24 protein-coding genes and 2 pseudogenes are annotated in these 25,979 nt (G+C 65.5%); 20 read left to right on the top strand and 6 right to left on the bottom strand.

Annotated elements, in window-relative coordinates; translation table 11 throughout:
• Nucleotides 1-158 precede the first annotated feature (158 nt).
• Nucleotides 159-1,754 (top strand): ATP-binding protein, encoded by a 1,596-nt coding sequence (locus M0209_RS10400; protein ID WP_258888202.1) that lies wholly within the window; start codon nucleotides 159-161, stop codon nucleotides 1,752-1,754.
• A 161-nt stretch (nucleotides 1,755-1,915) separates the two neighbouring features.
• Here the strand turns inward: M0209_RS10400 and M0209_RS10395 are convergent, their stop codons facing one another.
• The 3 genes from M0209_RS10395 to M0209_RS10385 all read right to left on the bottom strand — a co-directional run bounded on the left by M0209_RS10395 (nucleotide 1,916) and on the right by M0209_RS10385 (nucleotide 4,680).
• On the bottom strand, nucleotides 1,916-2,587 hold the full coding sequence (locus M0209_RS10395; RefSeq protein ID WP_258888201.1) for a response regulator transcription factor: 672 nt from the start codon (nucleotides 2,585-2,587) through the stop codon (nucleotides 1,916-1,918).
• Nucleotides 2,584-3,741, bottom strand: a complete 1,158-nt coding sequence (locus tag M0209_RS10390; protein ID WP_258888200.1) for a hypothetical protein — start codon at nucleotides 3,739-3,741, stop codon at nucleotides 2,584-2,586. The genes M0209_RS10395 and M0209_RS10390 overlap by 4 nt, the downstream gene beginning before the upstream one ends.
• Before the next feature lie 480 nt (nucleotides 3,742-4,221).
• Nucleotides 4,222-4,680: a PA2169 family four-helix-bundle protein gene (locus M0209_RS10385; protein WP_258888199.1), complete on the bottom strand. Its 459-nt coding sequence runs from the start codon at nucleotides 4,678-4,680 to the stop codon at nucleotides 4,222-4,224.
• Between the two features lie 454 nt (nucleotides 4,681-5,134).
• Here M0209_RS10385 and M0209_RS17380 point away from each other — a divergent pair, with 454 nt between their 5' ends.
• The 19 genes and pseudogenes from M0209_RS17380 to M0209_RS10290 all read left to right on the top strand — a co-directional run bounded on the left by M0209_RS17380 (nucleotide 5,135) and on the right by M0209_RS10290 (nucleotide 22,823).
• Nucleotides 5,135-5,635, top strand: coding sequence for a terminase large subunit domain-containing protein (locus M0209_RS17380; protein ID WP_309547063.1), 501 nt, complete (start codon nucleotides 5,135-5,137; stop codon nucleotides 5,633-5,635).
• Nucleotides 5,553-6,261: pseudogene (locus M0209_RS10375) on the top strand (ATP-binding protein); the annotation flags it as partial. The gene M0209_RS17380 and the pseudogene M0209_RS10375, both read left to right, overlap by 83 nt.
• A 116-nt stretch (nucleotides 6,262-6,377) precedes the next feature.
• The gene (gene rplQ / locus M0209_RS10370; RefSeq protein WP_258888198.1) at nucleotides 6,378-6,800 is read left to right on the top strand and encodes a 50S ribosomal protein L17; all 423 of its coding nucleotides are present in this window, start codon (nucleotides 6,378-6,380) and stop codon (nucleotides 6,798-6,800) included.
• Between the two features lie 121 nt (nucleotides 6,801-6,921).
• A complete protein-coding gene (locus M0209_RS10365) occupies nucleotides 6,922-9,042 on the top strand; it encodes a prolyl oligopeptidase family protein (RefSeq protein WP_258889619.1) in 2,121 nt (706 codons plus the stop codon).
• 131 nt (nucleotides 9,043-9,173) lie between these two features.
• Nucleotides 9,174-10,697, top strand: a pseudogene (locus tag M0209_RS10360) (DNA methyltransferase); the annotation flags it as partial.
• A gap of 29 nt (nucleotides 10,698-10,726) precedes the next feature.
• Nucleotides 10,727-12,016 (top strand): type IIL restriction-modification enzyme MmeI, encoded by a 1,290-nt coding sequence (locus M0209_RS10355; RefSeq protein WP_309547062.1) that lies wholly within the window; start codon nucleotides 10,727-10,729, stop codon nucleotides 12,014-12,016.
• A 265-nt stretch (nucleotides 12,017-12,281) separates the two neighbouring features.
• On the top strand, nucleotides 12,282-13,481 hold the full coding sequence (locus M0209_RS10350) for an NAD(P)/FAD-dependent oxidoreductase (protein WP_309547061.1): 1,200 nt from the start codon (nucleotides 12,282-12,284) through the stop codon (nucleotides 13,479-13,481).
• Between the two features lie 116 nt (nucleotides 13,482-13,597).
• Nucleotides 13,598-14,149 (top strand): hypothetical protein, encoded by a 552-nt coding sequence (locus M0209_RS10345; RefSeq protein WP_258888195.1) that lies wholly within the window; start codon nucleotides 13,598-13,600, stop codon nucleotides 14,147-14,149.
• A gap of 37 nt (nucleotides 14,150-14,186) precedes the next feature.
• Complete coding sequence (guaA, locus tag M0209_RS10340) at nucleotides 14,187-15,761, top strand: glutamine-hydrolyzing GMP synthase (RefSeq protein ID WP_408988197.1); 1,575 nt, start codon at nucleotides 14,187-14,189, stop codon at nucleotides 15,759-15,761.
• A gap of 73 nt (nucleotides 15,762-15,834) precedes the next feature.
• Nucleotides 15,835-16,185: an arsenate reductase gene (locus tag M0209_RS10335; protein WP_258888194.1), complete on the top strand. Its 351-nt coding sequence runs from the start codon at nucleotides 15,835-15,837 to the stop codon at nucleotides 16,183-16,185.
• A gap of 91 nt (nucleotides 16,186-16,276) precedes the next feature.
• Nucleotides 16,277-16,606 carry a hypothetical protein gene (locus M0209_RS10330; RefSeq protein WP_258888193.1) on the top strand — a complete coding sequence of 110 codons (330 nt, stop codon included), beginning with the start codon at nucleotides 16,277-16,279 and terminating at the stop codon, nucleotides 16,604-16,606.
• Between the two features lie 117 nt (nucleotides 16,607-16,723).
• The gene (locus tag M0209_RS10325; RefSeq protein ID WP_258888192.1) at nucleotides 16,724-17,143 is read left to right on the top strand and encodes a hypothetical protein; all 420 of its coding nucleotides are present in this window, start codon (nucleotides 16,724-16,726) and stop codon (nucleotides 17,141-17,143) included.
• A gap of 3 nt (nucleotides 17,144-17,146) precedes the next feature.
• A complete protein-coding gene (locus tag M0209_RS10320) occupies nucleotides 17,147-17,527 on the top strand; it encodes a RidA family protein (RefSeq protein ID WP_258888191.1) in 381 nt (126 codons plus the stop codon).
• 4 nt (nucleotides 17,528-17,531) lie between these two features.
• Entirely contained in the window at nucleotides 17,532-17,813 is a 282-nt protein-coding gene (locus M0209_RS10315) for a DUF427 domain-containing protein (RefSeq protein ID WP_258888190.1), read from the top strand.
• A gap of 31 nt (nucleotides 17,814-17,844) precedes the next feature.
• Nucleotides 17,845-18,729 carry a 3-methyl-2-oxobutanoate hydroxymethyltransferase gene (gene panB, locus M0209_RS10310; protein ID WP_258888189.1) on the top strand — a complete coding sequence of 295 codons (885 nt, stop codon included), beginning with the start codon at nucleotides 17,845-17,847 and terminating at the stop codon, nucleotides 18,727-18,729.
• Between the two features lie 70 nt (nucleotides 18,730-18,799).
• A complete protein-coding gene (locus M0209_RS10305; RefSeq protein WP_258888188.1) occupies nucleotides 18,800-19,504 on the top strand; it encodes a tetratricopeptide repeat protein in 705 nt (234 codons plus the stop codon).
• Nucleotides 19,504-20,841, top strand: coding sequence for a PQQ-binding-like beta-propeller repeat protein (locus tag M0209_RS10300; RefSeq protein WP_258889616.1), 1,338 nt, complete (start codon nucleotides 19,504-19,506; stop codon nucleotides 20,839-20,841). Before M0209_RS10305 ends, M0209_RS10300 begins: the two co-directional genes overlap by 1 nt.
• The gene (gene der, locus M0209_RS10295) at nucleotides 20,841-22,325 is read left to right on the top strand and encodes a ribosome biogenesis GTPase Der (protein ID WP_258888187.1); all 1,485 of its coding nucleotides are present in this window, start codon (nucleotides 20,841-20,843) and stop codon (nucleotides 22,323-22,325) included. Before M0209_RS10300 ends, der begins: the two co-directional genes overlap by 1 nt.
• A 72-nt stretch (nucleotides 22,326-22,397) precedes the next feature.
• On the top strand, nucleotides 22,398-22,823 hold the full coding sequence (locus M0209_RS10290; RefSeq protein ID WP_258888186.1) for an Hpt domain-containing protein: 426 nt from the start codon (nucleotides 22,398-22,400) through the stop codon (nucleotides 22,821-22,823).
• 97 nt (nucleotides 22,824-22,920) lie between these two features.
• Here M0209_RS10290 and bfr read toward each other — a convergent pair whose 3' ends face one another.
• From bfr to purL, 3 genes are all read right to left on the bottom strand, one after another.
• Nucleotides 22,921-23,400, bottom strand: coding sequence for a bacterioferritin (gene bfr / locus M0209_RS10285; protein WP_258888185.1), 480 nt, complete (start codon nucleotides 23,398-23,400; stop codon nucleotides 22,921-22,923).
• Nucleotides 23,401-23,501: 101 nt separating this feature from the next.
• Nucleotides 23,502-23,675: a bacterioferritin-associated ferredoxin gene (locus tag M0209_RS10280; protein WP_258888184.1), complete on the bottom strand. Its 174-nt coding sequence runs from the start codon at nucleotides 23,673-23,675 to the stop codon at nucleotides 23,502-23,504.
• Between the two features lie 54 nt (nucleotides 23,676-23,729).
• Nucleotides 23,730-25,979, bottom strand: a complete 2,250-nt coding sequence (gene purL, locus M0209_RS10275) for a phosphoribosylformylglycinamidine synthase subunit PurL (RefSeq protein ID WP_258888183.1) — start codon at nucleotides 25,977-25,979, stop codon at nucleotides 23,730-23,732.

Here is a 25,979-nt window from a genome sequence, read left to right as displayed (position 1 = left end):
TCACTATCTGCTTCATCCCCGCCTCCTTGGTGATATGCCGTGTTCGATTGGCCCTAGACTTCGGCGCGGCGCGGCGGCGGGGATAGGCCCATATCTATGGGGGGTGACATTTGGGGGTGCGCGCGGTTTACGACCGGTTTTCACGGGCAGCCCGCGCTATGGATTCACGCGCCGCGAGTGTGGCAATGGCAGGGGCCATCGCGCTGTTCGCCACCGTCACCGCGCCCGACATCCGCCCGTTCGGGGCTGTGCGCGTCGCGCCCGAATCGATGGCATATTTCCCCGGCAACAACATCGGCCAGCCGGTGCCGCCCGCCGAGGGGCAGGCGCAACTGGCGCGCAACGTGCCAGCACAAGGACAAGCGCACGAACTGCGGCAACTCCATTTCCCGTTGCCGACCAGCGACGGGGCCGCGCTCTACCTCCCCGCCGCGCCCGACGATGCGGCTTTGTGGGTCAATGGCATGGTCGGCGGCGATGCGGTGCCCGCCACCTATTTCGGGCCGGGGTTCGGGCCGCACCGGATGGCGCTCGACATTTCGGCGTCGCGGCTGAGCTTCGAGGATAACCGGGTCGATATCTTGTCGGCGCAGGGGTGGAATACGGGCCGCAAGCCGGTGATCTACGCCATTCCGGCGCGCACCGGCCCCGCCTTTGCCGCAATGATGACGCAGGTCGAAACACGGCTGTGGCAGGGGGCGGTGGCGTTCGGTGCTGTCGGGCTGCTGCTGTCGCTGGTCGGGTTGCTGCTGCTGCGGAGCCGCGCGCTCTACGCGGGCGGGGCGCTGTTCTCGCTGGCGTTGCTCGATCAGGCGCTGGGGGTGCTGCCGTCGGGGCTGCGGCTGGCGCTGGCGGTCGCGGGGGTCGGCGTATTGCTGTGGCGTGCGGGATGGCAACACCGGGCGCTGGGTGGTCCGCTGATTGCGGCAACCGTGGCTGTGGTCGCGGGGGCGGCGCTGCTCGCGGGCTGGGGCGGGTCGCTGGGGGTGCTGTGGGGTAGCAATGTCGCGCTGTGGCCGCTGGCGGGCCTCGCGCTGCCACTGCTGGCGGTTGGCGAGGGGCGGCTGGAGTGGGCCGATTTCATCGCCGCGCGCGCCAAAATCCGCGAACAGGCGGTGGTGATCGCGCAACAGGCCGATGCCTTGCAGGAAACCATCCGCGCGGCGGCCATCGGCGAGGAACGCCAGCGGTTCGTGCGCGACATGCACGACGGGGTCGGCGGGCATCTGCTGTCGCTGTTGATGCGGGTCCGCGCCGACGATGCCGACCGCGACGAAGTGGCGCACGAGCTGGAAAGCGGGCTGACCGATTTGCGGCTGATGGCCGATTCGCTCGACCATGTCGGGCACGACCTCGACGAGGCGCTGGCGGCGTTCCACCGCCGCGCGGGGCAGCAACTGGCGTCGGCGGGGCTAGGGTTCGACTGGTCGAAACCGCAGGATTTGAGCGGCTTCGAGATGGACGCGCGCGCGGTGCTGAGCCTCTACCGGATCATTCAGGAAGCGCTGTCGAACTGCATCCGCCACGCGCGCGCGACGCGGTTCGGGGTCGGGTTCGAGCTGGTGGACGGGGCGCTGGCGGTGACGATCGAGGACGACGGGGTCGGCTTTGCGGCGGGCGCGGTCGAGGAAGGGCGCGGGCTGGGCAATATCCGCAAGCGGGTGGAAAAGCTCGGCGGGAGCGTAGTGTTCGGGGCTGGTGTAGAGGGCAAGGGGTGCCGGATTTTGGTGCGGGTGCCGGGGAGTGGACGCTAAGTTCGCTCGCAAAGGGTTTGCTCTTCGCCGAGCGCCAGCGAGGTGCTCATTCGAGCGTTAGCGAGAACACTTCGCATGCGGCGAGAGACCTCGCTGGCGCTCGGCTGGGCTTCTCGCTGACGCTCGAAGAGGAGGTTGGCGCATGGCCCTCGCCTTTCCCCCTACCCGTCCAGCCACCCGTTCTGCACCGCCTCGAACACCGCTTCGCTGCGCGACCGGACCTGCATCTTGCGGTAAATGCGTTTCACATGGTCGCCGATGGTATGGACCGACAGATCGAGCGCGGCGGCGGCGTCCTGATACGACAGGCCCTTGGCGAACATGGTCAGCACGTCACATTCGCGCGGGGTCAGGATGTTGTCGGGCTGATCCGACGAGGCGGGTTTGCTGGGCGCGACGAGGCTGAGCAGATGTGCGGCGGCCTGCGGGCTGATTGGGCAGCCGCCGTGGACGAGCGCGCGGATGTCACGGAGGATTTGTTCGGGCGGGGTATCCTTGAGCAGATAGCCGCTCGCGCCGAATTCGAACGCGAGCATCACGCTGGCGCGGTCGCCGAGCACCGTCAGGATCAGTGCCTTGCCGCCGGTCTCGGCAATGAATGGCGGGATGAATTCCAGCCCGTTGCCGTCGGGCAGGCGGATATCGACGAGTGCGACATCGACTCTTGCGCCGGGCAGCGCGGCGTGTGCCGATGCAACATCGGCGGCGGCAAAGACCAGCTCGAACCCTTGGGCTTTCTCGAACATCCGCGTGTAGAATTTGCGCGCCGGGGTGTCGTCCTCAAGGATGGCGACGCGGATGACGGGCAGGGTGTCGCTCGCGTTGTCGGTCATCGGGCTTTGGTCCGGTCCCAGCAATTGGCGTATTGCTGGTCGCTGACGTCGACCCACAGCCGCGTTTTCGGCGCGATGTCGCTGTACGTCGCAATCGCCCCGCCCGCGCCGTCATGATATTCGAGGATACGCCATCCTGCGCCGAACTGGCCGGTGCAAAACCGGTCGGCATCGCCGCGTGTGGCGAAACTGCTGGCGGCGACGGGTGGGGTGCTGCGGATTTCGCCACCGGGGCTATAGCCTTGACCGAGGCCTGCTTTCTCCAACCCGCCGGGGGTGCGCTTGCCGGGTTTGTAGCACGCCATCGGCAGCGGTGCGGTGCACAACCGGTCGCCCTCGAACGGGTTGCAGGGTGCCTGGGTCTTGTCGAGGAAGCACGACAGGAACGACACATCGGGCGCGGCGATCTTGCTGCGGAATTCGGTAAACGTCGTGCCGCGCGTGACTTGCGGACGCTGGCACACGACGAGGATCGCGACATCGACGGCGGTGTCGTCATCGACCTCGAAATCGACCGCGTCGGGCCGGTCGGCGCGGTTGAGGAAATCGATGAAATTTCCTTTATAGTCGGCGCGCGGATTGGGCGTGAGGGCTTCGAGCGGCACCGACACGATCTCGCCGGTTGTGGCAGCATCGGGGTTCGCCGCTTCCTTCTTGAGACCGTAATAATAGGCGTTCGTCTTGCCGAACCCTGCGGTGAACTCGTGCTCGTCCATATTACCGAGCCGCAGCACATCATTCACCGACCCACCCGTGGTGCGGAGCCGGACGATGATTGCGCCCGACACGATGTCGCGCGGCACGTCGAAATGGTCGATCAGCACCCGATCGGACCCGACCTCGTCATAATCGCGCAGCTGCACCGCGCCCGATTGTGCGGCGGCGATGCTTTCGAGATAGGCATTGGGTAGCCGGGCAGGGCGGATGCGCGCAGGTTCGTTACCGGTAGAGGCGAAGCTGTCCTCGTGTCCGCCAGTGCGGACGATCCGGCTGAGCCCGCGCGGACAACGGACAGCGTCGGCCTGTCCCGTTGCCGTTCGCGGTGCCTCGTCCGGTTGCGGACCGACCGGGCTGCAGGCTGAGCCCATCGCCAATAGTGCCGGACCGAAGACGAGTCGTAGCTGCCATCGTCCGGACAGTGTGTGTGAACGCATTGCCCCTCAATTCGCCGTAAGCGCTATGCGGAATGCGGCATTTTCACAAGCAGGGCCGGTGTGCGCGAAGACGTGAGCGACATCGTGCTCAACATGGAGCTGACCGCCGACACGGGGAAGGGCTATGTTGCTGCGGCGAGCAACCGCCCGGCCCCTTCGACGCCGCCTGCGGCGTCGCTCAGGACAGGCTATGCGCCGATCGGGCTGGTGCCGGCCTACGATAAAGGACGCGTTGCGAAAGCAACGCGCCCTTTATCGTTGGACTCGGCCGAGCCCGGACGGCGCGGCGCACACGCCGCGACCGACGACAACGCGGGCTTTGCCCGCGTCCCTTTCTCAGAAAAGAAACAAGAAGCTGGACCCCGGATCAGAGTCCGGGGTGACGGGCAGGGGGGGCGATCAAGTCGAGGGCGACGGCGTTAACACCAAAAAAAGGGCCGCCCAACCGGACGGCCCCTCTTTACCTGACGTGGCGAAACTTCAGCCCGATGCTTCCATCGAATGCTTCAGGTCGCGCATCTGGTCGTGGCCAGTGCGGACCGACCCGAAGGCGCTCTGGATCGCGGTCTTGGTTTCGGGCGACAGGTCTTCGTCCTTCAGCGCGTCCTGGAACTTGTGAAGGATATGGTCCTCGCCGCGCTCGACCTCGTTGACGATTGCCTTGTCGTCGCGGCCGGTAACGGCGGCTTTCAGGTCGAGGAAAGTGCGGTGCATGCTGGCGAGCACGGTGCCGTCGTCCTCGGGGTTGCCGCCCAAGCGGGTCACTTCGCCCTGCAACTGGGTGACGATGCTGCGACGCTCGCTGGCGCGGGCGGTGAACAGGTCGGCGAAACGCGGGTTGTCGGATGCCTTGGCCGCTTCGGTATAGCCGTCGACGCTGTCGAGCGTCGTCGCGATCAGCGAATTCAGGGTGCGGATGTCGGTGCTGGTGTCGAACATGATGGACTCCGTGACAGGGGGGTGCCGGTTGAACGCCGCGAGCCGCACGAAGGTTGCGGCACCCGCCCGATTTCCGTGTCCTGCGATCGCACGGCGAACCGGTTTGGCACTTTTCGCTTGACAGCGTGACGCTCATATGGAACATCACGAACATCACGAACATCACGAACATCACGAACATCACGAACATCACGAACATCACGAACATCACGAACATCACGGCATCGGGGGCGGACTGGCGGACTTGGGTGATCATGGCGGAGTGGGTGTTGGGGTCGGCGCGTCAAGAAGGCCCTCACCCTCACACCGCCAAGGGGCGGCGGGTCCCTCCCTCTCCCCATAAGGGAGAGGGCTAGGTTCGGTTCGGGTTGGGGGCAGTGCTCGCCCCTCCACCGGCTTCGCCGGTCCCCCTCCCCTGCGTCTTCGCGCAGGGGAGGATTTGAGGATTGCGCTGGTGGCGGCGACTGTGGAGGAGGCCCGCACCGTCATGGTCGAGGGGCCTTCCGGCATTCTTGCTTGTGCGCGGACGGGCGAGATTCGCGAATGGTCGCCGGCGCGGCGGACGATCACGTTCGCGAGCGGGGCGCAGGCGTTTCTCTATTCGGGGGCGTCGCCGGAGGGGTTGCGGGGGCCGGAGCATGATTTTGCGTGGTGTGACGAGCTGGCCAAGTGGCGGCATCCGCAATCGAGCTGGGACAATCTGTCGTTCGGGCTGCGGCGGGGGAGTTGGCCGCGCGCGCTGATCACCACAACGCCACGCGCGGGGACGGTGCTGGGGGCGATCCTCGATCTGCCCGATACGGTGCGGACGGGCGGATCGACGCGGGCGAATGTGTATCTGCCCGACGCTTATGTCTCCGGCGTCGAGGCGCGGTACGCGGCTGGGCGCGCAGGAGCTCGACGGGGTGTTGCTGGCGGACGTGGAGGGGAGTTTGTGGCCGGCGGGGTTGATTGAGGGGGCGCGCGTGCAGGTGCAGGGACTGTCCCCGCTTGGGGATTGTCCCTTGTCTTTGGCGTTGGGTCCGGAACAGGGGACAGTCCCCAAGGGGGAACAGTCCCCGGCAGCGTTTCCGGCGTTCTCGCGCGTCGTCATCGGCGTCGACCCGCCTGCCAGTGTGTCGGGGACGTGCGGGATTGTGGTGTGCGGGCTGGACGCGTCCTCGCGCCGGGTCGTGCTGTGCGATGCCTCGGTGACGGGGCGGTCCCCCCGAGGGGTGGGCGAGGGCGGTGGCAGCGGCGGCGGCGACCTGGGGCGCGGACCGCGTTGTCGTCGAGCGCAATCAGGGCGGGGACATGGTGGTAAGCGTGTTGCGCGCGGCGCAGGCGAATTTGCCGATCCGCGCGGTTCATGCCTCACGCGGGAAATCGGCGCGGGCCGAGCCGGTGGCGGCGCTGTTCGAAAACGGGCGCGTGGTTTTCGCCGGCGTGTTTCCCGAACTGGAGGCCGAGCTGTCGGGGATGCAGATCGCGGGGGGCTATGCGGGGCCGGGGGTTTCGCCGGATCGGGCGGACGCGATGGTGTGGGCATTATGGGCGTTGTTGCTCGAGCCGGTCGCGATGCCGCAGGTGCGGACGCTGTGAGCCGCGCGCGTTGACTTTGCGGGGGCGCGCGCTATGAGCCGCGCCTTCCGGCGGATCCACCGCCCGGTCTGGGTTACCTGATACGGGCCCTTAACGAACGAAAAGGACTAATCATCATGCGCCATCGTGTCGGCGGACGTAAGCTCCAGCGCACTTCTTCGCATCGCACGGCCATGTTCCGCAACATGGCGGCGGCGCTCATCAAGCATGAGCAGATCACGACGACGCTCGCCAAGGCGCGCGAGCTGCGGCCTTATACCGAGAAGCTGGTGACGCTGGCCAAGAAGGGCGGCCTGTCGAACCGGCGTCTGGCGCATGCGCGGCTGCTCGACGACACGCAGCTGGTGAAATTGTTCGACGTCATCGGCCCGCGCTATGCCGAGCGTGCGGGCGGTTATTGCCGCGTGGTGAAGGCGGGCATCCGCGCGTCGGACGCCGCCGATATGGCGATCATCGAATTCGTCGACCGCGACGTGTCGGCCAAGGGGCAGGACTCCGGGCCGGTGATGGGCGACGACGCGATGGAAGACGCCGCTTAAGCGAGACGGCTTGCGGCATCGCACGAGGAAACATAGGCTCCGGGAATCATCCGATTCCGGAGCCTTTCCTTTGAAACCTGTCCTGCTGGCGGCACTGGCCGCGCTGTTGTCTTCCCCGCTGATGGCTGAAACCCCGCTGGCCTATCCCGAAACCGCGACCGTCGATGTCGTCGAGACCGCGTTCGGCGAGAAAGTCGCCGATCCGTATCGCTGGCTCGAAAACGACGTCCGCACGGACGCGAAGGTGCGCGACTGGGTGACGGCGGAGAACAAGGTCACCGACGCCTATCTGGCGACCCTGCCGGGGCGCGAGGCGTTCAAGACGCGGATGCAGGCGCTGTACAATTACGAGCGGATGGGGACGCCGCGGAAGGCGGGCGCGCGCTATTTCTATTCGCATAACAGCGGGTTGCAGAACCAGTCGACCCTGTGGGTGCGCGACGGGCTGGGCGGGGCGGGGCGGTTGCTGCTCGATCCCAATCTCTGGGCGAAGGACGGGGCGACCGCGCTGGCGGAATGGGCACCGTCGGACGACGGGCGGTATCTGGCCTATGCCGTGCAGGACGGCGGCACCGACTGGCGCACGTTGAAGGTGATCGATGCGGGCACCGGCAAGGAGCTGGCCGACCGGATCGAATGGGTGAAATATTCGGGCATCGCGTGGAAGCCCGACGGCAGCGGGTTCTTTTACTCGCGCTTCGATGCGCCGAAGGAAGGCGCGAAGTTTCAGGCGCTGACCACGAATCAGCAAGTCTGGTTCCACCGCATCGGCACCGCGCAGGATGCTGACGCGATGGTCTATGCGACGCCCGACCGGCCCAAGCTCGGCCACGGCGCGCAAGTGACCGACGACGGCAAATATCTGGTGATCAGCTCGTCGCAGGGGACCGATCCCAAGGTCGAGGTGACGGTCGCGCCGCTGGCCGCGACCGCGACGGGCGCGGGCGTCGGCACGCCGCGCACCCTGGTGGCGGGCCTCGACAATAATTGGGAATTGGCGGGGACGGTCGGCTCGAAGTTCTGGTATGTGACCGACAAGGACGCGCCCAAGGGGCGGGTCGCGCTGGTCGACGTTGCCGCGCGCGCGCCGAAGTTCAAGGCAGTGATCCCCGAGACCGCCAATACGCTGGTCGGGGCGTCGCTGATCGGCCAGCGGCTGGTCGTCGCCTATCTGGGCGATGCCAAGTCGGAGGCCGAATTGTTCGAGCTGACCGGCAAGTCGCTGGGGCGGGTACCGCTGCCCGACATCGGCACGGCGGCGGGCTTCGGCGGGCGCACCGGGGACAGCGAGAGCTTCTACACCTTCACCGGCTTTGCGACGCCCGCGACGGTCTATCGCTACGACAGTGCGACCAACCGCAGTACGCCGGTGTTCCAGCCCAAGCTCGCCTTCGACCCGGCCGCGTTCGAGACGCAGCAGGTGTTCTATCCGTCGAAGGACGGCACCAAAATTCCGATGTTCGTCGTGCGGAAAAAAGGGCTGACCGTCCCCGCCTCGACGCTGCTCTACGGCTATGGCGGGTTCAACATTTCGATGACGCCGGGGTTCAGCGCGACGCGGCTGGCGTGGCTGGAGGCGGGCGGGGTGCTCGCCATCGCCAATCTGCGCGGCGGCGGCGAATACGGGAACGCGTGGCACGAAGCGGGGAAGCGCGCGCAGAAGCAGAATGTGTTCGACGATTTCATCGCGGCGGGCGAATGGCTGGTCGCGCAGGGGATCACGACCAAGGCGCAACTGGCGATCCAGGGCGGCTCGAACGGCGGGTTGCTGGTGGGGGCCGTGGTCAACCAGCGGCCGGACCTGTTTGCGGCGGCGCTCCCCGCTGTGGGCGTGATGGACATGCTGCGCTTCAACCGGTTTACGGCGGGGCGCTACTGGACCGACGATTACGGCGATCCGGGCGTCGAGGCCGACTGGAAAGTGCTGCGCGCGTACTCGCCGCTGCACAATATCCGTGAGGGGACGGCGTACCCTGCGATCCTGGTGACGACCGCGGATACCGACGACCGCGTGGTGCCGGGGCACAGCTTCAAATATGCCGCGGCGCTGCAAGCGGCGAAACTCGGCGACCGTCCCCAGCTGATCCGCATCGAGACGCGGGCAGGACATGGCAGCGGCAAGCCGACCGACAAGATCATCGAAGAAGCGGCCGACCAATGGGCGTTCATTGCCAAGTGGACGGGGATGAGACTTGAGCGCCCGAGCGTAACGAGCGGGTTGCCGAAGCAACCCGGGAGTTAGGCGAAGCGAGCGCGAAAGCCGGACGGCCCCGGGCCGCGCCCGGGGACCGACGACGCGGGATTAACTCCCGCGTCGGCTCTTGCCGCAGACCGTCAGCCGACTAAGACGATGGTAATTGCGGGGGAGCTTGGGTGAAATACCAATGGCATGAAATCCGGGCGCGCGCCGCCGTCTTCTCCGAACGCCACGCCGCTGACCGATACGAAAACGGCGACACCCAGACATTCTACAACGAGTTCTTCGCCATTTTTGGCGTCGATCGCAAACAGGTCGCAGTTTACGAGCAGCGCGTGAAAAACCTGCCCGGCGACAAGCAGGGCCGCATCGACCTGTTCATGCCCGGCACGCTGATCGTCGAGCAAAAGTCGGCAGGTCTCGATCTGCGCCGCGCCAACAACCAAGCGTTGAATTATCACGACGCGCTGCCGGAAGCCGAGCGCCCGCGCTACATCCTAACCTGCGATTTCCAGAACTGGCACTTGCTAGATCTTGAGACATCGCGCGAATGGCGATTCACGCTGTCCGAACTGAAAAAGCACGTCGAGGCGTTCGCGTTCATCGTGGGCGTTCCGACCCGACAATTTCGCAACCAGAAGCCCGCCAATCCCAAGGCCACGAGGCTGCTAAGCGATCTTCACAGCAACCTCGCCGAACAGGGATACAGCGGACACAAGCTCCAGCTGCTGCTTGTCCGCCTTTTGTTCATCCTGTTCGCCGATGACACCGGCATCTGGCCGAAGGACCAATTCCTCGTGCTGCTCGAACAGCGGACGTCTGCCGACGGGCGCGACCTCGGCCGCTGGCTGATCGAATTGTTCGATGTGCTTGATACGCAGCCAGAGGATCGGCAGGCTGGTATCGACGCCGATCTCGCCGCCTTCCCGCATATCAACGGCAAGCTGTTCGAGGAGCGCATCGGCACGGCGGTGTTCGACAATGCGACGCGCAACATCCTGCTCGATGCCAGCGCGTTTAACTGGGGCGGCGTCAGCCCGGCCATTTTCGGCAGCCTGTTCGAAGGTGTCATCGATAAGGTCACCCGGCGCAAGCAGGGCGCGCACTACACGCCTGAAGAGGCGATCCTGAAGGTGATTGGCCCGCTGTTCCTCGACGACCTTCATACCGAATTCGAGGCATTGAAAGCGCGCAAGGACGGCGGGCGGGAACGTGCGCTTAACGTTTTTCACGAGAAACTGGCATCGCTGACTTTTTTCGATCCGGCGTGCGGCGCAGGCAATTTTCTTGTCGTCGCCTATCGCGAGCTGCGCGAACTGGAGGGCGCGCTGCTCAAGGAAATTCACCCGCCCGCGACCCGCCTCGCTTTCGGGGTCGAGGAAATTTCGAAGATCAATGTCGATCAATTCTATGGCATCGAGATCGACGAGTTTCCCAGCCAGATCGCCCAAGTCGCGCTGTGGATGGCGGACCATATCGCCAACACCAACCTTGGCGAGATTTATGGCGAGACGTTTGCGCGAATCCCACTCGTTACCGCGCCGAACATCCGGAAGGGCGATGCGCTGGAGATCGACTGGGCCGACGTTCTACCGCCTGAGCGGTGTTCGTTCGTGTTCGGGAACCCGCCCTTTATTGGTGCGAAATACCAGTCTGAGGAACAGCGGGCGCAGGTGCGACAGATCGCCAAGCTTGGAGGGAGCGGGGGGACACTCGATTACGTTGCGGCGTGGTTCTTGAAATCTGGCACGTATGTTGCGGGGGGGGTACTGCCCGCATCGCCTTCGTCGCGACCAATTCGATCTGTCAGGGCGAGCAGGTGGCCCAGCTCTGGCCGAAGCTGTTCAACGAACGTCGTCTGGAAATCGCCTTCGCCCATCGCACCTTCGTCTGGCCGGGCCGCGCGGCGGTGCATTGCGTCATCGTCGGGCTGGCGCACCGAGGGGACGAGCCGACGGAAAAGCGGCTGTTCAGCTATGTCGCAGGCAAAGGCGATCCTATCGAAACACGAACTGACTGGCTCACCGCTTACCTTCACCCAATCGGTGCAACCTTTCGACATCAGACGGTCGCAGAGTCATCGGTGGCTTTGAACGGGGCGCGAAAGATTGTTATCGGCTCAAAGCCGATAGACGGTGGCTACTTGATATTCGACCCGGTCGAGCGCCAGCGGTTGGTTAATGCCGAGCCGGAGGCTGCCGTGCATCTCCGGCCTTACGTAGGGTCGAAGGAGTTCATAAACGGTGGTGGACGCTGGATATTGGCGTTGCAATCCGTTGCACCAAGCGAATGGCGTAACTCGCCAACCATTCGTGAGCGTGTTTCCCGCGTGCGAGCATACCGGCGCGGCGAGATTCCGAGCAAGGGAAAGGACGAACGAAAGCAGGAAGCTGGTACCTCGGCATCTGCCTTAGCAGATACGCCTACCGCCTTTCACGTAACCGTCATCCCGGAGCGCCCCTTTCTCGTAATCCCTGAAGTCTCCAGCGAGCAGCGGCGTTACATTCCCATGGGATGGGCTGAGCCTCCGACTATTCCTAGTAACAAACTGAAGCTGTTGCCGGATGCCACTCTTTGGGAGTTCGGCGTGCTTACGAGCGCGATGCACATGGCTTGGACTGATCATATTGGTGGGCGACTGAAGAGCGACTACCAATACGGGATAGGTCTTAACTACAATACTTTTCCTTGGCCCACTGCGTCGGACGCCCAACGTGCAAAGATCGAAGCATTTGCACAGCAGGTATTGGATGCGCGCAGGCTGGCTAAGAATGCCACTTCTTCGCTTGCCGACCTCTACGATCCGCTAGGGATGTCGCCAGAACTTTTGTCAGCGCACCGGGCACTCGATGCAGCAGTTGATAAGCTCTACGCCCCAAAAGGCTTTGCCGACGACCGCGCACGGGTCGAGCATCTGTTCCGCGAATATGAAAAGCTCGTGCTGCCGACCGCCGCCGCGCCCGCCGCCAACCGCCGCACCAACCGCCGTGTGGCGCGAGAAAATGGGATCAGCGGCTAGGCTCAGCGAAGGCGCAAACTCTTGTCGCTGGAGCGCATCATCTCGCTGGGGCTCGAAGAAAAGGGACAACTTAACATCATAGAACTCAAGCGCGCATTTCCCGTCGCATACCGCCCCGTAAGTCGTCTAGAGTCTGTTTCGGTTAGGTTGAAGCGCAAGGGACTGTCCCCGCTTGGGGACTGTCCCTCTTCACCGTGGCAGGGGACAGTCCCCAAGTGGGGACAGTCCCCGATTCCACTAAACTGCAATCTACTCTAGAACCTCCATGATGCGGGCGCTCGACATAGCGGTGGCGGGGTGCGGGCCCGGCGGGTTGGCGGCGGCGTTGCTGCTGCACCGCGACGGGCATCGCGTCACGATGTTCGAGCGGTTCGACGCGCCGCGCCCGATCGGGTCGGGGCTGATGCTGCAGCCGACCGGACTGGCCGTGCTGCACCGCCTCGGCCTGCGCGACGCGGCGGTGGGGTGCGGGGCGCGGATCGACCGGCTGGTCGGGCAGGCGGGCATGCGGACGGTGCTCGATGTGCGCTATGCGGCGCTCGGGTCGGGTGCGCATTTCGGGGTCGGCATCCACCGCGCGGCGCTGTTCGGCGTGCTGCACGAGGCGGTGGGTGCAGCGGGGATCACGGTCGAGACATCGCGGACGATAACCGCCAGCACCGAACGCGGTGGCAAGCGCTGGCTCGGCTTTGAGGGCGGCGCGGAAGCGGGGCCGTTCGACCTGGTCGTCGACATGTTGGGGTCGCGGACGCCGCTGACCGCCGATACCGGGCGCGATCTGGCCTATGGGGCGCTGTGGGCGACGCTCGACTGGCCGGAAGACGGGCCGTTCGATGTTCACGCCTTGCAGCAACGCTACCGCGCGGCGAGCGTCATGGCCGGTGTGCTGCCGGTGGGGACGGTGCCGGGCTCGGGCGCGGCAAAGGCGGCGTTCTTCTGGTCGTTGCGCGCCGACCGGCTGGCGGGCTGGCGCACGGCCGGGCTCGAGGCGTGGAAAGCCGATGCGGCGGCGCTGTGGCCGGAGACTGCGCCGCTGCTCGCGCAGATTGGCGATGCCGGACAGCTGACCTTTGCGCGCTATGCCCATTGCACGCTCGCGCGGCCGGCAGCGCGCGGGCTGATCCACCTCGGCGATGCGTGGCATTCGGCCAGTCCGCAGCTGGGGCAGGGGGCGAACATGGCGCTGCTCGACGCCTGGGCGCTGGCGCTGGCATTGCGCCGCGAGGGCGACCCCGATGCGGCGATCATGCGCGCGGTCGCGCTGCGGCGGCGGCATGTACGGCTCTATCAATGGCTGACCGCGCTGTTCACGCCGGTGTACCAGTCGGATAGCCGGGTGCTGCCGTTCGTGCGCGACCGGCTGGTCGGGCCGCTATCGAAGCTATGGCCCGCCACCCGCATCCAGGCGGCGATGGTCGGTGGGCTCGTCGGCAATCCGCTGGGGCCGCTGGAGCTGGCGGCGTGAGGGTAAAGATTTCCTTTCATTTCGCTGACGGACCAATTCAGCATCGCGACAACGCGACTCGACGATAAGGCGATTACAGGGCACCATCTTGGCGGCCCCGCAAAAGGAATACGAAGATGTTGAAGCTGCGTTCAGTCACCGCAGGCGCGATTGCCACCGCGATGCTCGCGACTTCGGTCACGCCCGCGATGGCGCAGGGTTATCCCGGCGGATACGGCGGCGGTTATGGCCGTCCGACCTATGGCGGCGGTTATGGCGGCGGCTATCGTCGTCACCGCGACCATGACGACACCGGCGCGATCGTTGCCGGTGTGATCGGCGTGGGCATTCTTGCCGCGATCATCGCTTCGGCCTCGTCGAACAAGACCCGGTCGACCAATGGCGGCTATGCCACCAACAGCGGCTACGGCAACATCCGCACCGACGACGCGGCGGCGGATGCCTGTGCCAGCGCGGCCGAGCAGCAGCTCGGCGGGAGCGCGCGGGTCAGCGCCGTGACGGCGGTCGACCGCGTGTCGGACGGCTATAACGTGCGCGGCAATGTCGATTACGGGCGGGGTAGCTCGTCACGCAACGACAGCTGGCGGAATAACGGCAATTATGACCAGCGCAGCTTCAGCTGCTCGGTCCGCTACGGCAACGTCGCGCGCGTCGATTTCGGCGGGTAACGCGCGACAACGCCATTCTGGCAGATGACAGCGGGACATGGCTTCGCTACGCGAAGCCATGTCCCAGCCTTCTTCCATCCTTATCGTCGATTTCGGTAGCCAGGTTACCCAGCTCATCGCGCGCCGCGTGCGCGAGGCGGGGGTTTATTGCGAGATCGCGCCGTTCAACGCCGCCGAGGCCGCGTTCGACCGGATGCAACCTGCGGGCATCATCTTCGGCGGCGGACCCGCTTCGGTCACGCATGAGGGCAGCCCGCGCGCGCCGCAGCGGTTCTTCGACGCGGGCATTCCCATCCTCGGCATCTGTTACGGCCAGCAGACGATGTGCGCGCAGCTGGGCGGCAAGGTCGGCAGCACCGAAAGCCGCGAGTTCGGGCGTGCGTTTTTGCAGGTCGATGAGAGCTGCGTGCTGTTCGACGGCCTGTGGAAACCGGGCGAAAGCCATCAGGTGTGGATGAGCCACGGCGACAAGGTCGAGGCGCTGCCGCCGGGGTTCCGCGTTGTCGCCACGTCGGAACGCGCGCCGTTCGCGGTCGTCGCCGATGACGCGCGGCGGTTCTATGCGACGATGTTCCACCCCGAGGTTGTCCATACCCCCGACGGGGCGAAGCTGATCGCCAATTTCGTGCGCCACGTCTGCGGCTGCGCGGGCGACTGGACGATGGCCGGGTATCGCGCAGCCAAGATCGCCGACATCCGCGCGCAAGTCGGCGACAAGCGCGTGATCTGCGGCCTGTCTGGCGGCGTCGATTCGGCGGTCGCGGCGGTGCTGATCCACGAGGCGATCGGTGCGCAACTGACTTGCGTCTATGTCGATCACGGCCTGATGCGGCTGGGCGAGAGCGAGCAGGTCGTGGGTCTGTTCCGCGAGCATTACGGCATCCCGCTGGTGCATGTGAATGCCGAGGTGCTGTTCCTGAACGGCCTGAAGGGGCTGACCGACCCCGAGGCCAAGCGCAAGTTCATCGGCAAGACCTTCATCGACGTGTTCGACGACGAGGCAAAAAAGATCGGCGGCGCGGACTTCCTCGCGCAGGGGACGCTTTATCCCGATGTCATCGAGAGCGTGTCGTTTACCGGCGGGCCGAGCGTCACCATCAAGAGCCATCACAATGTCGGGGGCCTGCCCGAACGCATGAACATGGGGCTGGTCGAGCCGTTGCGCGAACTGTTCAAGGACGAGGTCCGCGCGCTGGGCCGCGAACTGGGCCTGCCCGAAGTGTTCGTCGGGCGGCATCCCTTCCCGGGGCCGGGGCTGGCGATCCGCATTCCGGGCGAAGTGACCAAGGAACGCTGCGACGTGCTGCGGAAAGCCGACGCGATTTATCTAGAGGAAATCCGCAATGCGGGGCTCTACGATGCGATCTGGCAGGCGTTTGCGGTGCTCCTGCCGGTGCGGACGGTGGGCGTAATGGGCGACGGGCGAACCTACGAGAATGTGTGCGCTCTGCGGGCGGTGACGAGCGTAGATGGCATGACGGCGGATATCTACCCCTTCGACGCGGCATTCCTGTCACGGGTTGCAACGCGGATCGTCAACGAGGTCGAGGGGATCAACCGCGTGGTGTACGATTATACGAGTAAGCCGCCGGGGACGATCGAGTGGGAATAGCGCAGACTCGAAATCGCGCGGGGCGCGATTTCGGCTTCGCTATTCGGCGCGGCGACGCGCCAGAGGATGAAGCGTGGGCGTAGTTCTTTTTGGCATCCCCAATTGCGACACCGTGAAAAAGGCACGGACGTGGCTCGACGCGCGCGGTCTGACCTATGCGTTCCATGATTATAAGAAGCTCGGCGTGGATGCGGCGACGCTGAACCGCTGGGCGGATGTGGTCGGGTGGGAGGTTTTGCTCAATCGTGCCGGCACGACTTTCAAGAAACTGCCCGATGCCGACAAGGTGGACATCGACCGGGCGAAGGCCATCGCGCTGATGGTCGCCAATCCGTCGATGATCAAACGGCCGGTGGTCGAAGGAGCGGGGCCGTTGCTGGTCGGCTTCAAGCCCGATGAGTGGGCGACAGTATTCCCCGCCTGAACCTTAGCTAACACCCGCATTCAGGCCTGCGCCAGCGAGGTGTAGCTATCCCGTTCTTTCGTGGCCCTTTGCCACGCAAAGGAGATGGGAAATGGTACGCAAGTTCCTGTACGCTGCCGCCCTTGCCGCCGCGACGGTGGTGGGTGCGGCCTCGCCCGCCGCCGCGCAAAGCTATGGCGGCGTCACGCTGACCATCGGCTCGCGTTACGGCGGATACGACAACGGCTACGGCTATCGCGACGACCGGCGTTACTACAACGACCGCGCCTATGACTGGCGCGCGCGCGAACGTTGGGAACGTCGTCTGCGCTGGGAACGCGAGCGGGCGTGGCGCGAACGGGCGCGGCGCGAATATCGCTGGCATCAGGGCCGCGACCGCGACTGGGACCGGGGTCGCGACTGGGATCGCCGGGGCTACTGATCGCTGCCGGTAACAAGTGAGTCGGGCCGCTCTCGTATCGCCGGGGGCGGCCCTTTTCTCTGTCCCGGCGCACCGACTTTGCTTGACCCGCGCGCTGTCGCGTGGCTTGGCGGGGGTATGGAACGCTCTGCTACCGATATCATGCAGGACGCGGTCGTTGCCGCTGTCCTCGACGCCATTGTCGCCTGGAAGGCTGCCTCGGGCGGGCTCGCCAATGCGCTCGCGCGCGATCTGGGGGCAGTGCACCAGAACACGACGCTCGCCGACTTGCCCAAGGAAGTGCAGGCCGCGATTACGGGCAGCACGCGCGCAGCGTTCAACCGGCTGCTGAAGGAAGGCTATACCGTCGCCAAGGGCGGGCCGCCATCGCGCACGCCGCCGACGGGATCGCGGCCGCCGCGCACCGACGGGCCGCCGCGTGGCCCGCGCGGACCCAATCGCGGCCCCGGCAAACCGCCGATTGTCGAGACCAAACGTCCCCCGCGCGGTGGCGGGCCAGGCGGCGGGGGACGTGGCGGTCCCCCGCGCGGGCGCTAGAGCGTGGCAAGGCAGCTGATTTCTTCGGGGTCGCCGTTCGAGGCCGTCGTCGGCTATTCGCGGGCCGTGGTGCAGGGCGACTGGTGCTTTGTCGCCGGGACGACGGGCTATGATTATGCGACGATGACGATGCCCGCCGACGTCCGCGATCAGGCGCGGAATGCGCTGGGCACGATTGCGAAGTCATTGGCCGAGGGCGGGTTCGCGCTGACCGATGTCGTGCGCGCGACCTATTATATTGCGGACGCCGCGCATTGGGATGTCGTCGGGCCAGTGCTGGGCGAGACGTTCGGCACGATCCGTCCGGCATCGACGTGCATTGTAACCGGCCTTGTCACCCCCGAGATGAAGATCGAGATCGAAGTCACGGCATTCAGAGGGTAGCATCATGGTCAAGGCAGTGTGGAACGGCGTGACGATTGCCGAAAGCAACGACACGGTGGTGGTCGAGGGCAATCATTATTTCCCGCGCGCGAGCGTCGATGCGGCACTGCTGACCGACAGCGCGACCACGAGTGTGTGCCCGTGGAAGGGCACCGCGCGCTATCACAACATCGTCGCGGGCGGCGCGACGAACGTGGATGCGGCGTGGTATTACCCCGATCCCAAACCGGCGGCAGGCGAGATCAGGGACCGGATCGCGTTCTGGAAGGGCGTGCAGGTCGGGTGACGCGGCAGTTCTGACGCGCTAGACCGCACCTATGTCCACCACTTTCACGCTCGACACCTCGACCAGCCGCGCCAACCCGACGCCCGCGCCGATGAAGCGGCTGACGATCCCCGCGATCCGCGCGCGCAAGGATGCGGGCGCGACGGCCGAGCCGCTGGTCATGCTGACCGCCTATACGGTGCGGATGGCGCAGTTGCTCGATCCGCATTGCGACATGTTGTTGATCGGCGATTCGCTGGGGCAGGTAATTTACGGACTGCCTTCGACCTTGCCGGTGACGCTCGACATGATGTGCGCGCACGGCGCGGCGGTGGTGCGGGGCAGTTACCACAGCGTCGTCGTCGTCGATATGCCGTTCGGCAGTTACGAGGGGTCGCCGCAACAGGCATTTGCCAGCGCCAGCCGGGTGATGGCGGAAACCGGGTGCGCCGCGATCAAGCTGGAGGGCGGGCAGGCAATGGCCGAAACCATCGCCTTTCTGTCGGCGCGCGGCATTCCGGTGATGGCGCATGTCGGGCTGACGCCGCAGGCGGTGAACCAGCTCGGCGGCTATGGCGCGCGCGGACGCAGCCAGGCCGAATATGCGCGCATCCTCGACGATGCGAAGGCGGTGGCGGACGCCGGTGCCTTTGCCATGGTGCTCGAGGGCGTGGTCGATACGCTGGCCGATGGGGTGACCGCCAGCGTCGATGTGCCCGTCATCGGCATCGGCGCGTCTGCCCAATGCGACGGGCAGGTGCTGGTGACAGAGGACATGCTTGGCCTGTTCGAACGCACCCCACGCTTTGTGAAACGCTATGGCGACATGGCCGGGTTCGTCGGCGACGCGGCAGCCGCCTATGCAGCGGACGTGCGCGCGCGGGCGTTCCCGACGGCGGACCAGATCTATGTCGCGAAGCGCAAAAGCGACGCCTAATCAGGGTCTAGCCGTGCCGCGTGTGCGCCGCTAAGGCAGCACATCGATTTTCCCCTGAAAGGGCACAGACTTGGCGCTCCCGCCGCAGACCAACGAAGCATTCCTGCGTGAAGTCGACGAGCAAGTCCGCCTCGATACCGCCGCACGGTTCTGGAAACGCTGGGGCCGCATCCTCATCGGTGCGGTCGTGGCCGCGTTGCTCGCGTTCGGCGGCTATCTGTGGTGGCAGAGCAACCGCGCGGCATCGGCGGGCGTCGAAGGCGAGCAGATGTCGCTCGCGCTCGACGATCTGGCAGCCGGCAGCACGGCCAAAGCCGAAGGCGAGCTGGCCAAGCTCAAGGACTCCTCGGTGCTCGGCTATAAGGCTGCGGCACGGCTCGCGCTTGCCGGAGCCAAGCTGGCGAAAAACGACGCCAAGGGCGCGGCTGCCGATTTTGCCGCCGTCGCTGCCGATACGTCGCTCGCCCAGCCCTATCGCGACCTTGCGACCGTGCGGCAGGTCGCGGCCTCGTTCGACACGATGAAGCCCGAACAAGTCGTGGCGAAACTCAAGCCGCTGGCGGTGTCGGGCAAGCCGTTTTTCGGCAGCGCGGGCGAGATGACCGCAGTTGCGTATATGAACATGAACAAGCCGCGCGAGGCCGGGGCGATGTTCGCCGCGCTTGCAAAGGATGAAGGCGTGCCCGAATCGATCCGTTCGCGCAGCGTTCAACTGGCAGGCGTATTGGGCGTCGATGTGACACCGGCGGGCGCGAAAAGCGGGAACGACAAATGATGAAGACCAACCGACGCGCCCTGCTGCTGGCTCCGGCCCTGATCGCGCTGCTCGCGACCGGCGGCTGCGGCATTCTGAACAAGGGCAAGCCCAAAACTGCCGTGCTCGGCGAGCGGGTGCCGATCCTGACCAGCGAAAACGATGCGGCGGTCGAGCCCTCGATCGCCGATGTGCAGGTGCTGCTGCCCGCCGCTGTCGTCAATGACACCTGGAGCCAGCCGGGCGGTAATTCGGCGAAGGCGATGGGCCACCTCGCGCTCGGCGGGTCGCCGTCGCGGGCGTGGGAAGCGCGGATCGCGGGCGTGACCAAATCCGAGCGGTTGGCCGCCGCGCCGGTCGTGTCGGGCGGGACGCTCTATGCGATGGATACCGCCGCAACGGTGCATGCCTTCGACGCCGCGACCGGCGCGAAGCGCTGGAGCGTGTCGCTAGGTAGCGACGGCAAGAAAAAGCTCGGGCGCATCGCGTTCGGCGGCGGCGTCAGCGTCGATGGCGCGATGGTCTATGCGACCAACGGGCTCGGCGATGTCGCGGCGCTCAATGCCGCCAATGGCGCGGTCGTATGGAAAAAGCGCCCCGGCGGACCGTTGCGCGGCGCACCCTCGATTGCGGGTGGCAGCATCTATGCGATGAGCCAGGACAACCAGATTTTCGCGCTGTCGACCGCCGACGGCTCGACGCAATGGACCGAAGCGGCGGCGGTGCAGACCGCGGGCGTGTTCGGCGTTGCGGCCCCCGCCATCGCGCAGGCAACGGTAGTGTCGGGGTATTCCTCGGGCGATCTGGTCGCTTATCGTTACGAGAACGGGCGGACATTGTGGGGCGACGCGCTGTCGCGAACCAGCGTCAACACCAGCGTGTCGACGCTGTCGGACATCGACGCCGATCCGGTGATCGATCAGGGCCGCGTGTTCGCCATCGGGCAGGGCGGCCGCATGGTCAGCCTCGAACTCGTCACCGGCCAGCGCATCTGGGAACTCAACATCGCGGGCATCTCGACGCCGACGGTTGCGGGCGAATGGGTTTTCGTGGTCACCGACGAAGCCAAGCTGCTGTGCGTCGCGCGCGCGACCGGCAAGGTGCGCTGGGTCTCGCAGCTGCAGCGCTATCGCAAGAACAAGGCGAAGAACGGACCCGTAAGCTGGACCGGACCGGTGCTCGCTGGTGAGCGCCTGATCCTCGCCAGTTCGGAGGGCGAGCTTGCCTATGTCTCGCCCGCCGACGGCAAGGTCGCGGGGACGCAGAACCTCGGCGCGCCGGTGTTCCTGCCGCCGGTCGTCGCCAATTCGACGCTGTACATCCTCGACAATTCGGGTCGCATTTCGGCGTTCAGATAATGAGCAAGCCGACCGTCGCCATTATCGGTCGGCCCAACGTCGGCAAATCGACGCTGTTCAACCGGCTGGTCGGCAAGCGCGTGGCGCTGGTCGACGACCGGCCGGGGGTGACCCGCGACCGCCGCGAGGGCGATGCCCAGTTGCTCGGCCTCGAGTTCCGCATCGTCGATACGGCGGGCTTCGAGGACGAGGATGCCGCGACCTTGCCGGGGCGGATGCGCCAGCAGACGCAGGCCGCGGTCGACAGCGCCGACGTCGCGCTGTTCGTGATCGACGCCCGCGCGGGGATCGTCCCGCTCGACGAGGAAATTGCCCGCTGGCTGCGGAGTTCGAAGACGCCGGTCGTGCTGATGGCGAACAAGGCCGAGGGCAATGCCGGGAACGCGGGCGTGTACGAAAGTTTCGCGCTCGGTTTCGGCGAACCGGTGCCGTTCAGTGCCGAACATGGCGAAGGGCTGGCCGATTTGTTCGAGGCGCTGTTGCCGCTGGTCGATGCGGCGACGGAGAAGATCGAAAGCGACAAGGGCCGGGGACAGTCCCCCGGGCAGCGGGTCGAAACCGGGACGGAAGCCCTGGGGACTGTCCCCTCTCTCGATGATGAAGGCCACGATGCCGATCTGATCGACGAGGATTATGACGACGACGACGCGCCGCTGAAGCTCGCGATTGTCGGGCGACCGAATGCGGGCAAATCGACTTTGGTCAACAAGCTGCTCGACGAAGAGCGGATGATTACCGGTCCCGAGGCCGGAATCACCCGCGATTCGATCAGCATCGATTGGCAGTGGCACGACGGCGAGCGCATCCGTGACGTCCGCCTGATCGACACGGCGGGTCTGCGGCGGCGCGCAAAGGTCGACGACAAGCTCGAAAAGCTGTCGGCAATGGACACCAAGAATGCGATCGACTTTGCCGAAGTAGTCGTCGTGCTGCTCGACGCGACGCGCGGGCTCGAGGCGCAGGATCTGCGGATCGCCGACCAGATCTACGAGGAGGGGCGCGCGATGATCTTCGCGCTCAACAAATGGGACACGGTCGATAACGGGTCGCCGCTGTATCAGGGCATCCGTGCCGCGCTCGACGACGGGTTCGCGCAGGTGCGCGGCGTGCCATTGCTGACCCTGTCGGCGCTGTCGGGTAAGGGACTCCACCTGCTGATCAAGGTCGCCTTCGAAACGCGTGCGGCGTGGAGCAGGCGGGTCTCGACCGGACGGCTCAACCGCTGGTTCGAACGCGCGCTGGAGGCGAACCCGCCGCCTGCGCCGGGCGGACGGCGGATCAAATTGCGCTATGCCACGCAGATCAAGTCGCGGCCGCCGAGCTTTGTCATTTTCGGGACGCGCGTCGATGAACTGCCCGAAAGCTATCGCCGCTACCTCGTCAACGGCCTGCGCCGCGAGCTCGATTTCGGCGCGGTGCCGATCCGGCTGACGTTCCGCGCGCCGAAGAATCCGTTCTCCGACGGCAAATCGACAGGGCGGTAACGCTCCCTTTACCCGTTTATTCCTAGTGTCGGCGCGGCAGGGCAGGGGACCGCTTTTGCCGGAGTGCACGACGTGTCAGACGCGCCGATCATCGACTGGGAAGTTTTTCAGCAGGCCCGCGCCGAGCTGGGGGCGGACTTTATCCGCATCCTCGGCTATTTCCGCGAGGACGGGACCAAGTCGGTCGCCGCGATCGAAGCGGCGTTACGTGCGCGCAACGCTGTCGCGCTGGTCATCCCGGCGCACACGTTGAAAGGTGAGGCGCGCCAGTTTGGTGCCGATGCGCTGGCCGACCTTGCCGAGGACATCGAAGCCGAAGCGCGCAAGTGCGTCGAGTGGCGGCAGTCGCCCGACGGACTCATCACCGAAGCCGTCCGACTGCGTCCGCTGTTCGAGGAAACGCTGGCGGCGTTCGATACTGAGGTGAATCCGCTGGTCGAACGCCGCGGGTTCGGACGTCGCGAAGTCGTGACCAACCAGGGGTTCGGACGGATTTAAGGCCAGATTTGGCGGGTGTGCCAAGGGATTGTCTCCTCTTGGGGACAGTCCCCGCAGTCCAGAGGGGGACAGTCCCCGCCGGGGACAGTCCCCAAGTTTAGCCCTCCGTAGGCTTCGACTGGAGCTGGATGTAATTCTCGATCCCCATCTGGCGGATCATGTCGAACTGCTTTTCGAGCGTATCGACATGCTCTTCCTCGCTTTCGAGGATTTCGGCGAACAGATCGCGGCTGACGAAATCGCGGACGCTTTCGCAATGGACGATCGCTTCGCGGAGGGGCGGCAGTGCCTCTTCCTCGAGGGCAAGGTCGGCCTTCAGCACCTCCTCTACACTCTCCCCGACGCGCAGGCGCCCGAGCAGCTGGAAATTGGGCAGACCGTTGAGAAACAGGATACGTTCGGCCAGCTTGTCGGCGTGCTTCATCTCGTCGATCGATTCGTGCCGCTCGAATTCCGCGAGCCGCGCGACGCCCCAATTGTCGAGCAGGCGATAATGCAGCCAATACTGGTTGACCGCCGTCAGCTCGTTCCTGAGCGCGATGTTGAGATGCTCGATGACTTTCGGATCGCCGTTCATGGCACACGCCCCTTTTATTTCGATGGGTCTAGCCTACCGCGGGCCAGCGCTGCTTTCCAGCCAGAAAATGGCGGAAATCTGCGATTTTTCTGCTATTGCGACTAGCAAGCAATCGCGCGTTCGGCGTCGATGATTTCGCGCGCGAAGGGCAGGCACTGGCCGCAGCGGACCTGGCAGCCGAGCTTGCGATACGCGCAGCGCGGGTTCGCCGAGCCGTCGCGCGCGGCAGAGCGCACGTCCCGTTCGCGAATCGCGTTGCAGATGCAAACAACCATATGTGTTTGCTACTGCGATTGCGAACGGTTCGCAAGTGTTTTTGCGAATGCGTCTCAATCCATGAGCGCGGGGAAGAAGCCCTCATGCGCGGCACGCAGATCGGCAAGCGTCACGCTTTGCGATCCGCCCCGGTCGATCAGGTCGAAGGCGACCGCGTCGCCGCCCGTCGTGCCGATGGGGACCGAGAATAAATTGGCCGCCGTGGCGCGGGCGCGGACAGCGGCTCCGTCGCGCGTGGTCACGACATAACGGCCCTGATCCTCGCCGAAGAGCAGCGCACAGGGATCGGGGATTTGCGGGACGACCGGCATGGTCATGCCGATATTGCCGGCGAGCGCCATCTCGGCGACCGCGACCGCTGCACCGCCGTCCGAGCAATCGTGCACGGCAGTGACCAATCCCTTGGCGATCAGGTCGCGGATCAGCTCGCCCGCGCGGCGCTCGACTTCCAGATCGACCGGGGGCGGCGCGCCCGCCTCTGCCCCGTGGATTTCGCGCAGCCAAACCGACTGGCCGACATGGCCGGTGCTGTGGCCGATCAGCACGACGTCCTCGCCCGCTGCCTTGAACGCAATTGTTGCGGATTTCGACCAGTCGGCGAGCAGACCGACAGCGCCGATGGCAGGCGTCGGCAGGATCGCGCTGCCCCCGCCGGTGGCTTTGCTCTCGTTGTACAAGCTGACATTGCCGCTGACGATGGGCGTATCGAGCGCGATACAGGCTTCGCTCATCCCGTCGAGGCAGCCGGTGATCTGCGCCATGATTTCGGGGCGCTGCGGATTGGCGAAATTCAGGCAATTGGTGACCGCCAGCGGCGTCGCCCCGACCGCGCAGAGATTGCGATAGGCCTCGGCGATGGCCTGTTTGCCGCCCTCATAGGGGTCGGCAAAGCAATAGCGCGGCGTGCAGTCGGTGGTGATCGCCAGCGCCTTTTGCGTACCGTGAATCCGCACGACCGCTGCGTCGCCGCCGGGGGGCTGGACCGTGTCGCCGCCGACCTTGGGGTCGTATTGTTCCCAGATCCACCGCCGCGACGCGATGTCGGGGCTGGCCATCAGCTTGACCAGGTCGCCGACGATATCGGTCGATGCGGGCAGGTCGGGGAGCGGCGCGACCTGCGCCCATGCCGCATATTCGGCCTTGCTCGCCGAGGGCCGGTCGTAGAGCGGGGCGTCGTCGGCGAGGGGGCCAAGCGGAATATCGGCAACGACTTCGCCGTGGTGATCGAGCACCATCCTGCCGGTATCGGTGACTTCGCCGATGACCGCGAAATCGAGCTCCCATTTGCGGAAAATGGCTTCGGCGAATGCCTCGCGGCCGGGCTTCAGGACCATCAACATGCGTTCCTGCGATTCCGACAGCATCATTTCGTAGGCTGTCATGCCGGTTTCGCGCTGCGGCACGGCGTCCATGTTCAGCCGGAGACCGACGCCGCCCTTCGACGCCATTTCAACGCTGGAACTGGTCAGGCCCGCGGCACCCATGTCCTGAATCGCAACGATGGCATCGCTCGCCATGAGTTCGAGGCAGGCCTCGATCAGCAATTTCTCGGTGAACGGATCGCCGACCTGCACGGTCGGGCGCTTGGCGTCGGCATCCTCGCCGAAGTCGGCGCTCGCCATGGTTGCGCCATGTATGCCGTCGCGGCCGGTTTTGCTGCCGACGTAAACGATGCTGTTGCCGACGCCCGATGCCGCCGAATAAAAGATCTTGTCGGTATCGGCGATGCCCACCGTCATCGCGTTGACGAGGATGTTGCCGTCATAGGCAGCGTGAAAATTCACTTCGCCGCCGACCGTCGGCACCCCCACGCAATTGCCATAGCCGCCGATGCCGCGCACCACGCCTGCGATCAGGTGCTTCATCTTGGGGTGGTCGGGCCGTCCGAAGCGCAGCGCGTTCATATTGGCAATCGGCCGCGCGCCCATGGTGAACACGTCGCGCAAAATGCCGCCGACGCCGGTCGCCGCACCCTGATAGGGCTCGATGTACGAGGGATGGTTGTGCGATTCCATTTTGAAGATCGCGGCCTGCGGTTTGCCCTCCGGCCCGGTGCCGATGTCGATGACGCCCGCGTTTTCGCCCGGGCCGCAAATGACCTGCGGGCCGGTGGTCGGCAGCTTCTTCAGGTGGATGCGCGACGATTTGTAGCTGCAATGCTCGGACCACATCACCGAAAAAATGCCGAGTTCGGTGAGGTTCGGCTCGCGTCCCATCGCGTGCAGAACACGCTCGTATTCTTGCGGGGACAGGCCGTGTTCGGCAACGATGTCGGGCGTGATCGCGGCAGCGGGGTCAATCAT

The sequence above is a fragment of the Sphingomonas sp. SUN039 genome, assembly GCF_024758725.1.
Classification (GTDB): domain Bacteria; phylum Pseudomonadota; class Alphaproteobacteria; order Sphingomonadales; family Sphingomonadaceae; genus Sphingomonas_O.
The sequence above is the reverse complement of the archived record's forward strand: the minus strand, read 5'-3'. Positions and strand labels throughout refer to the sequence as shown.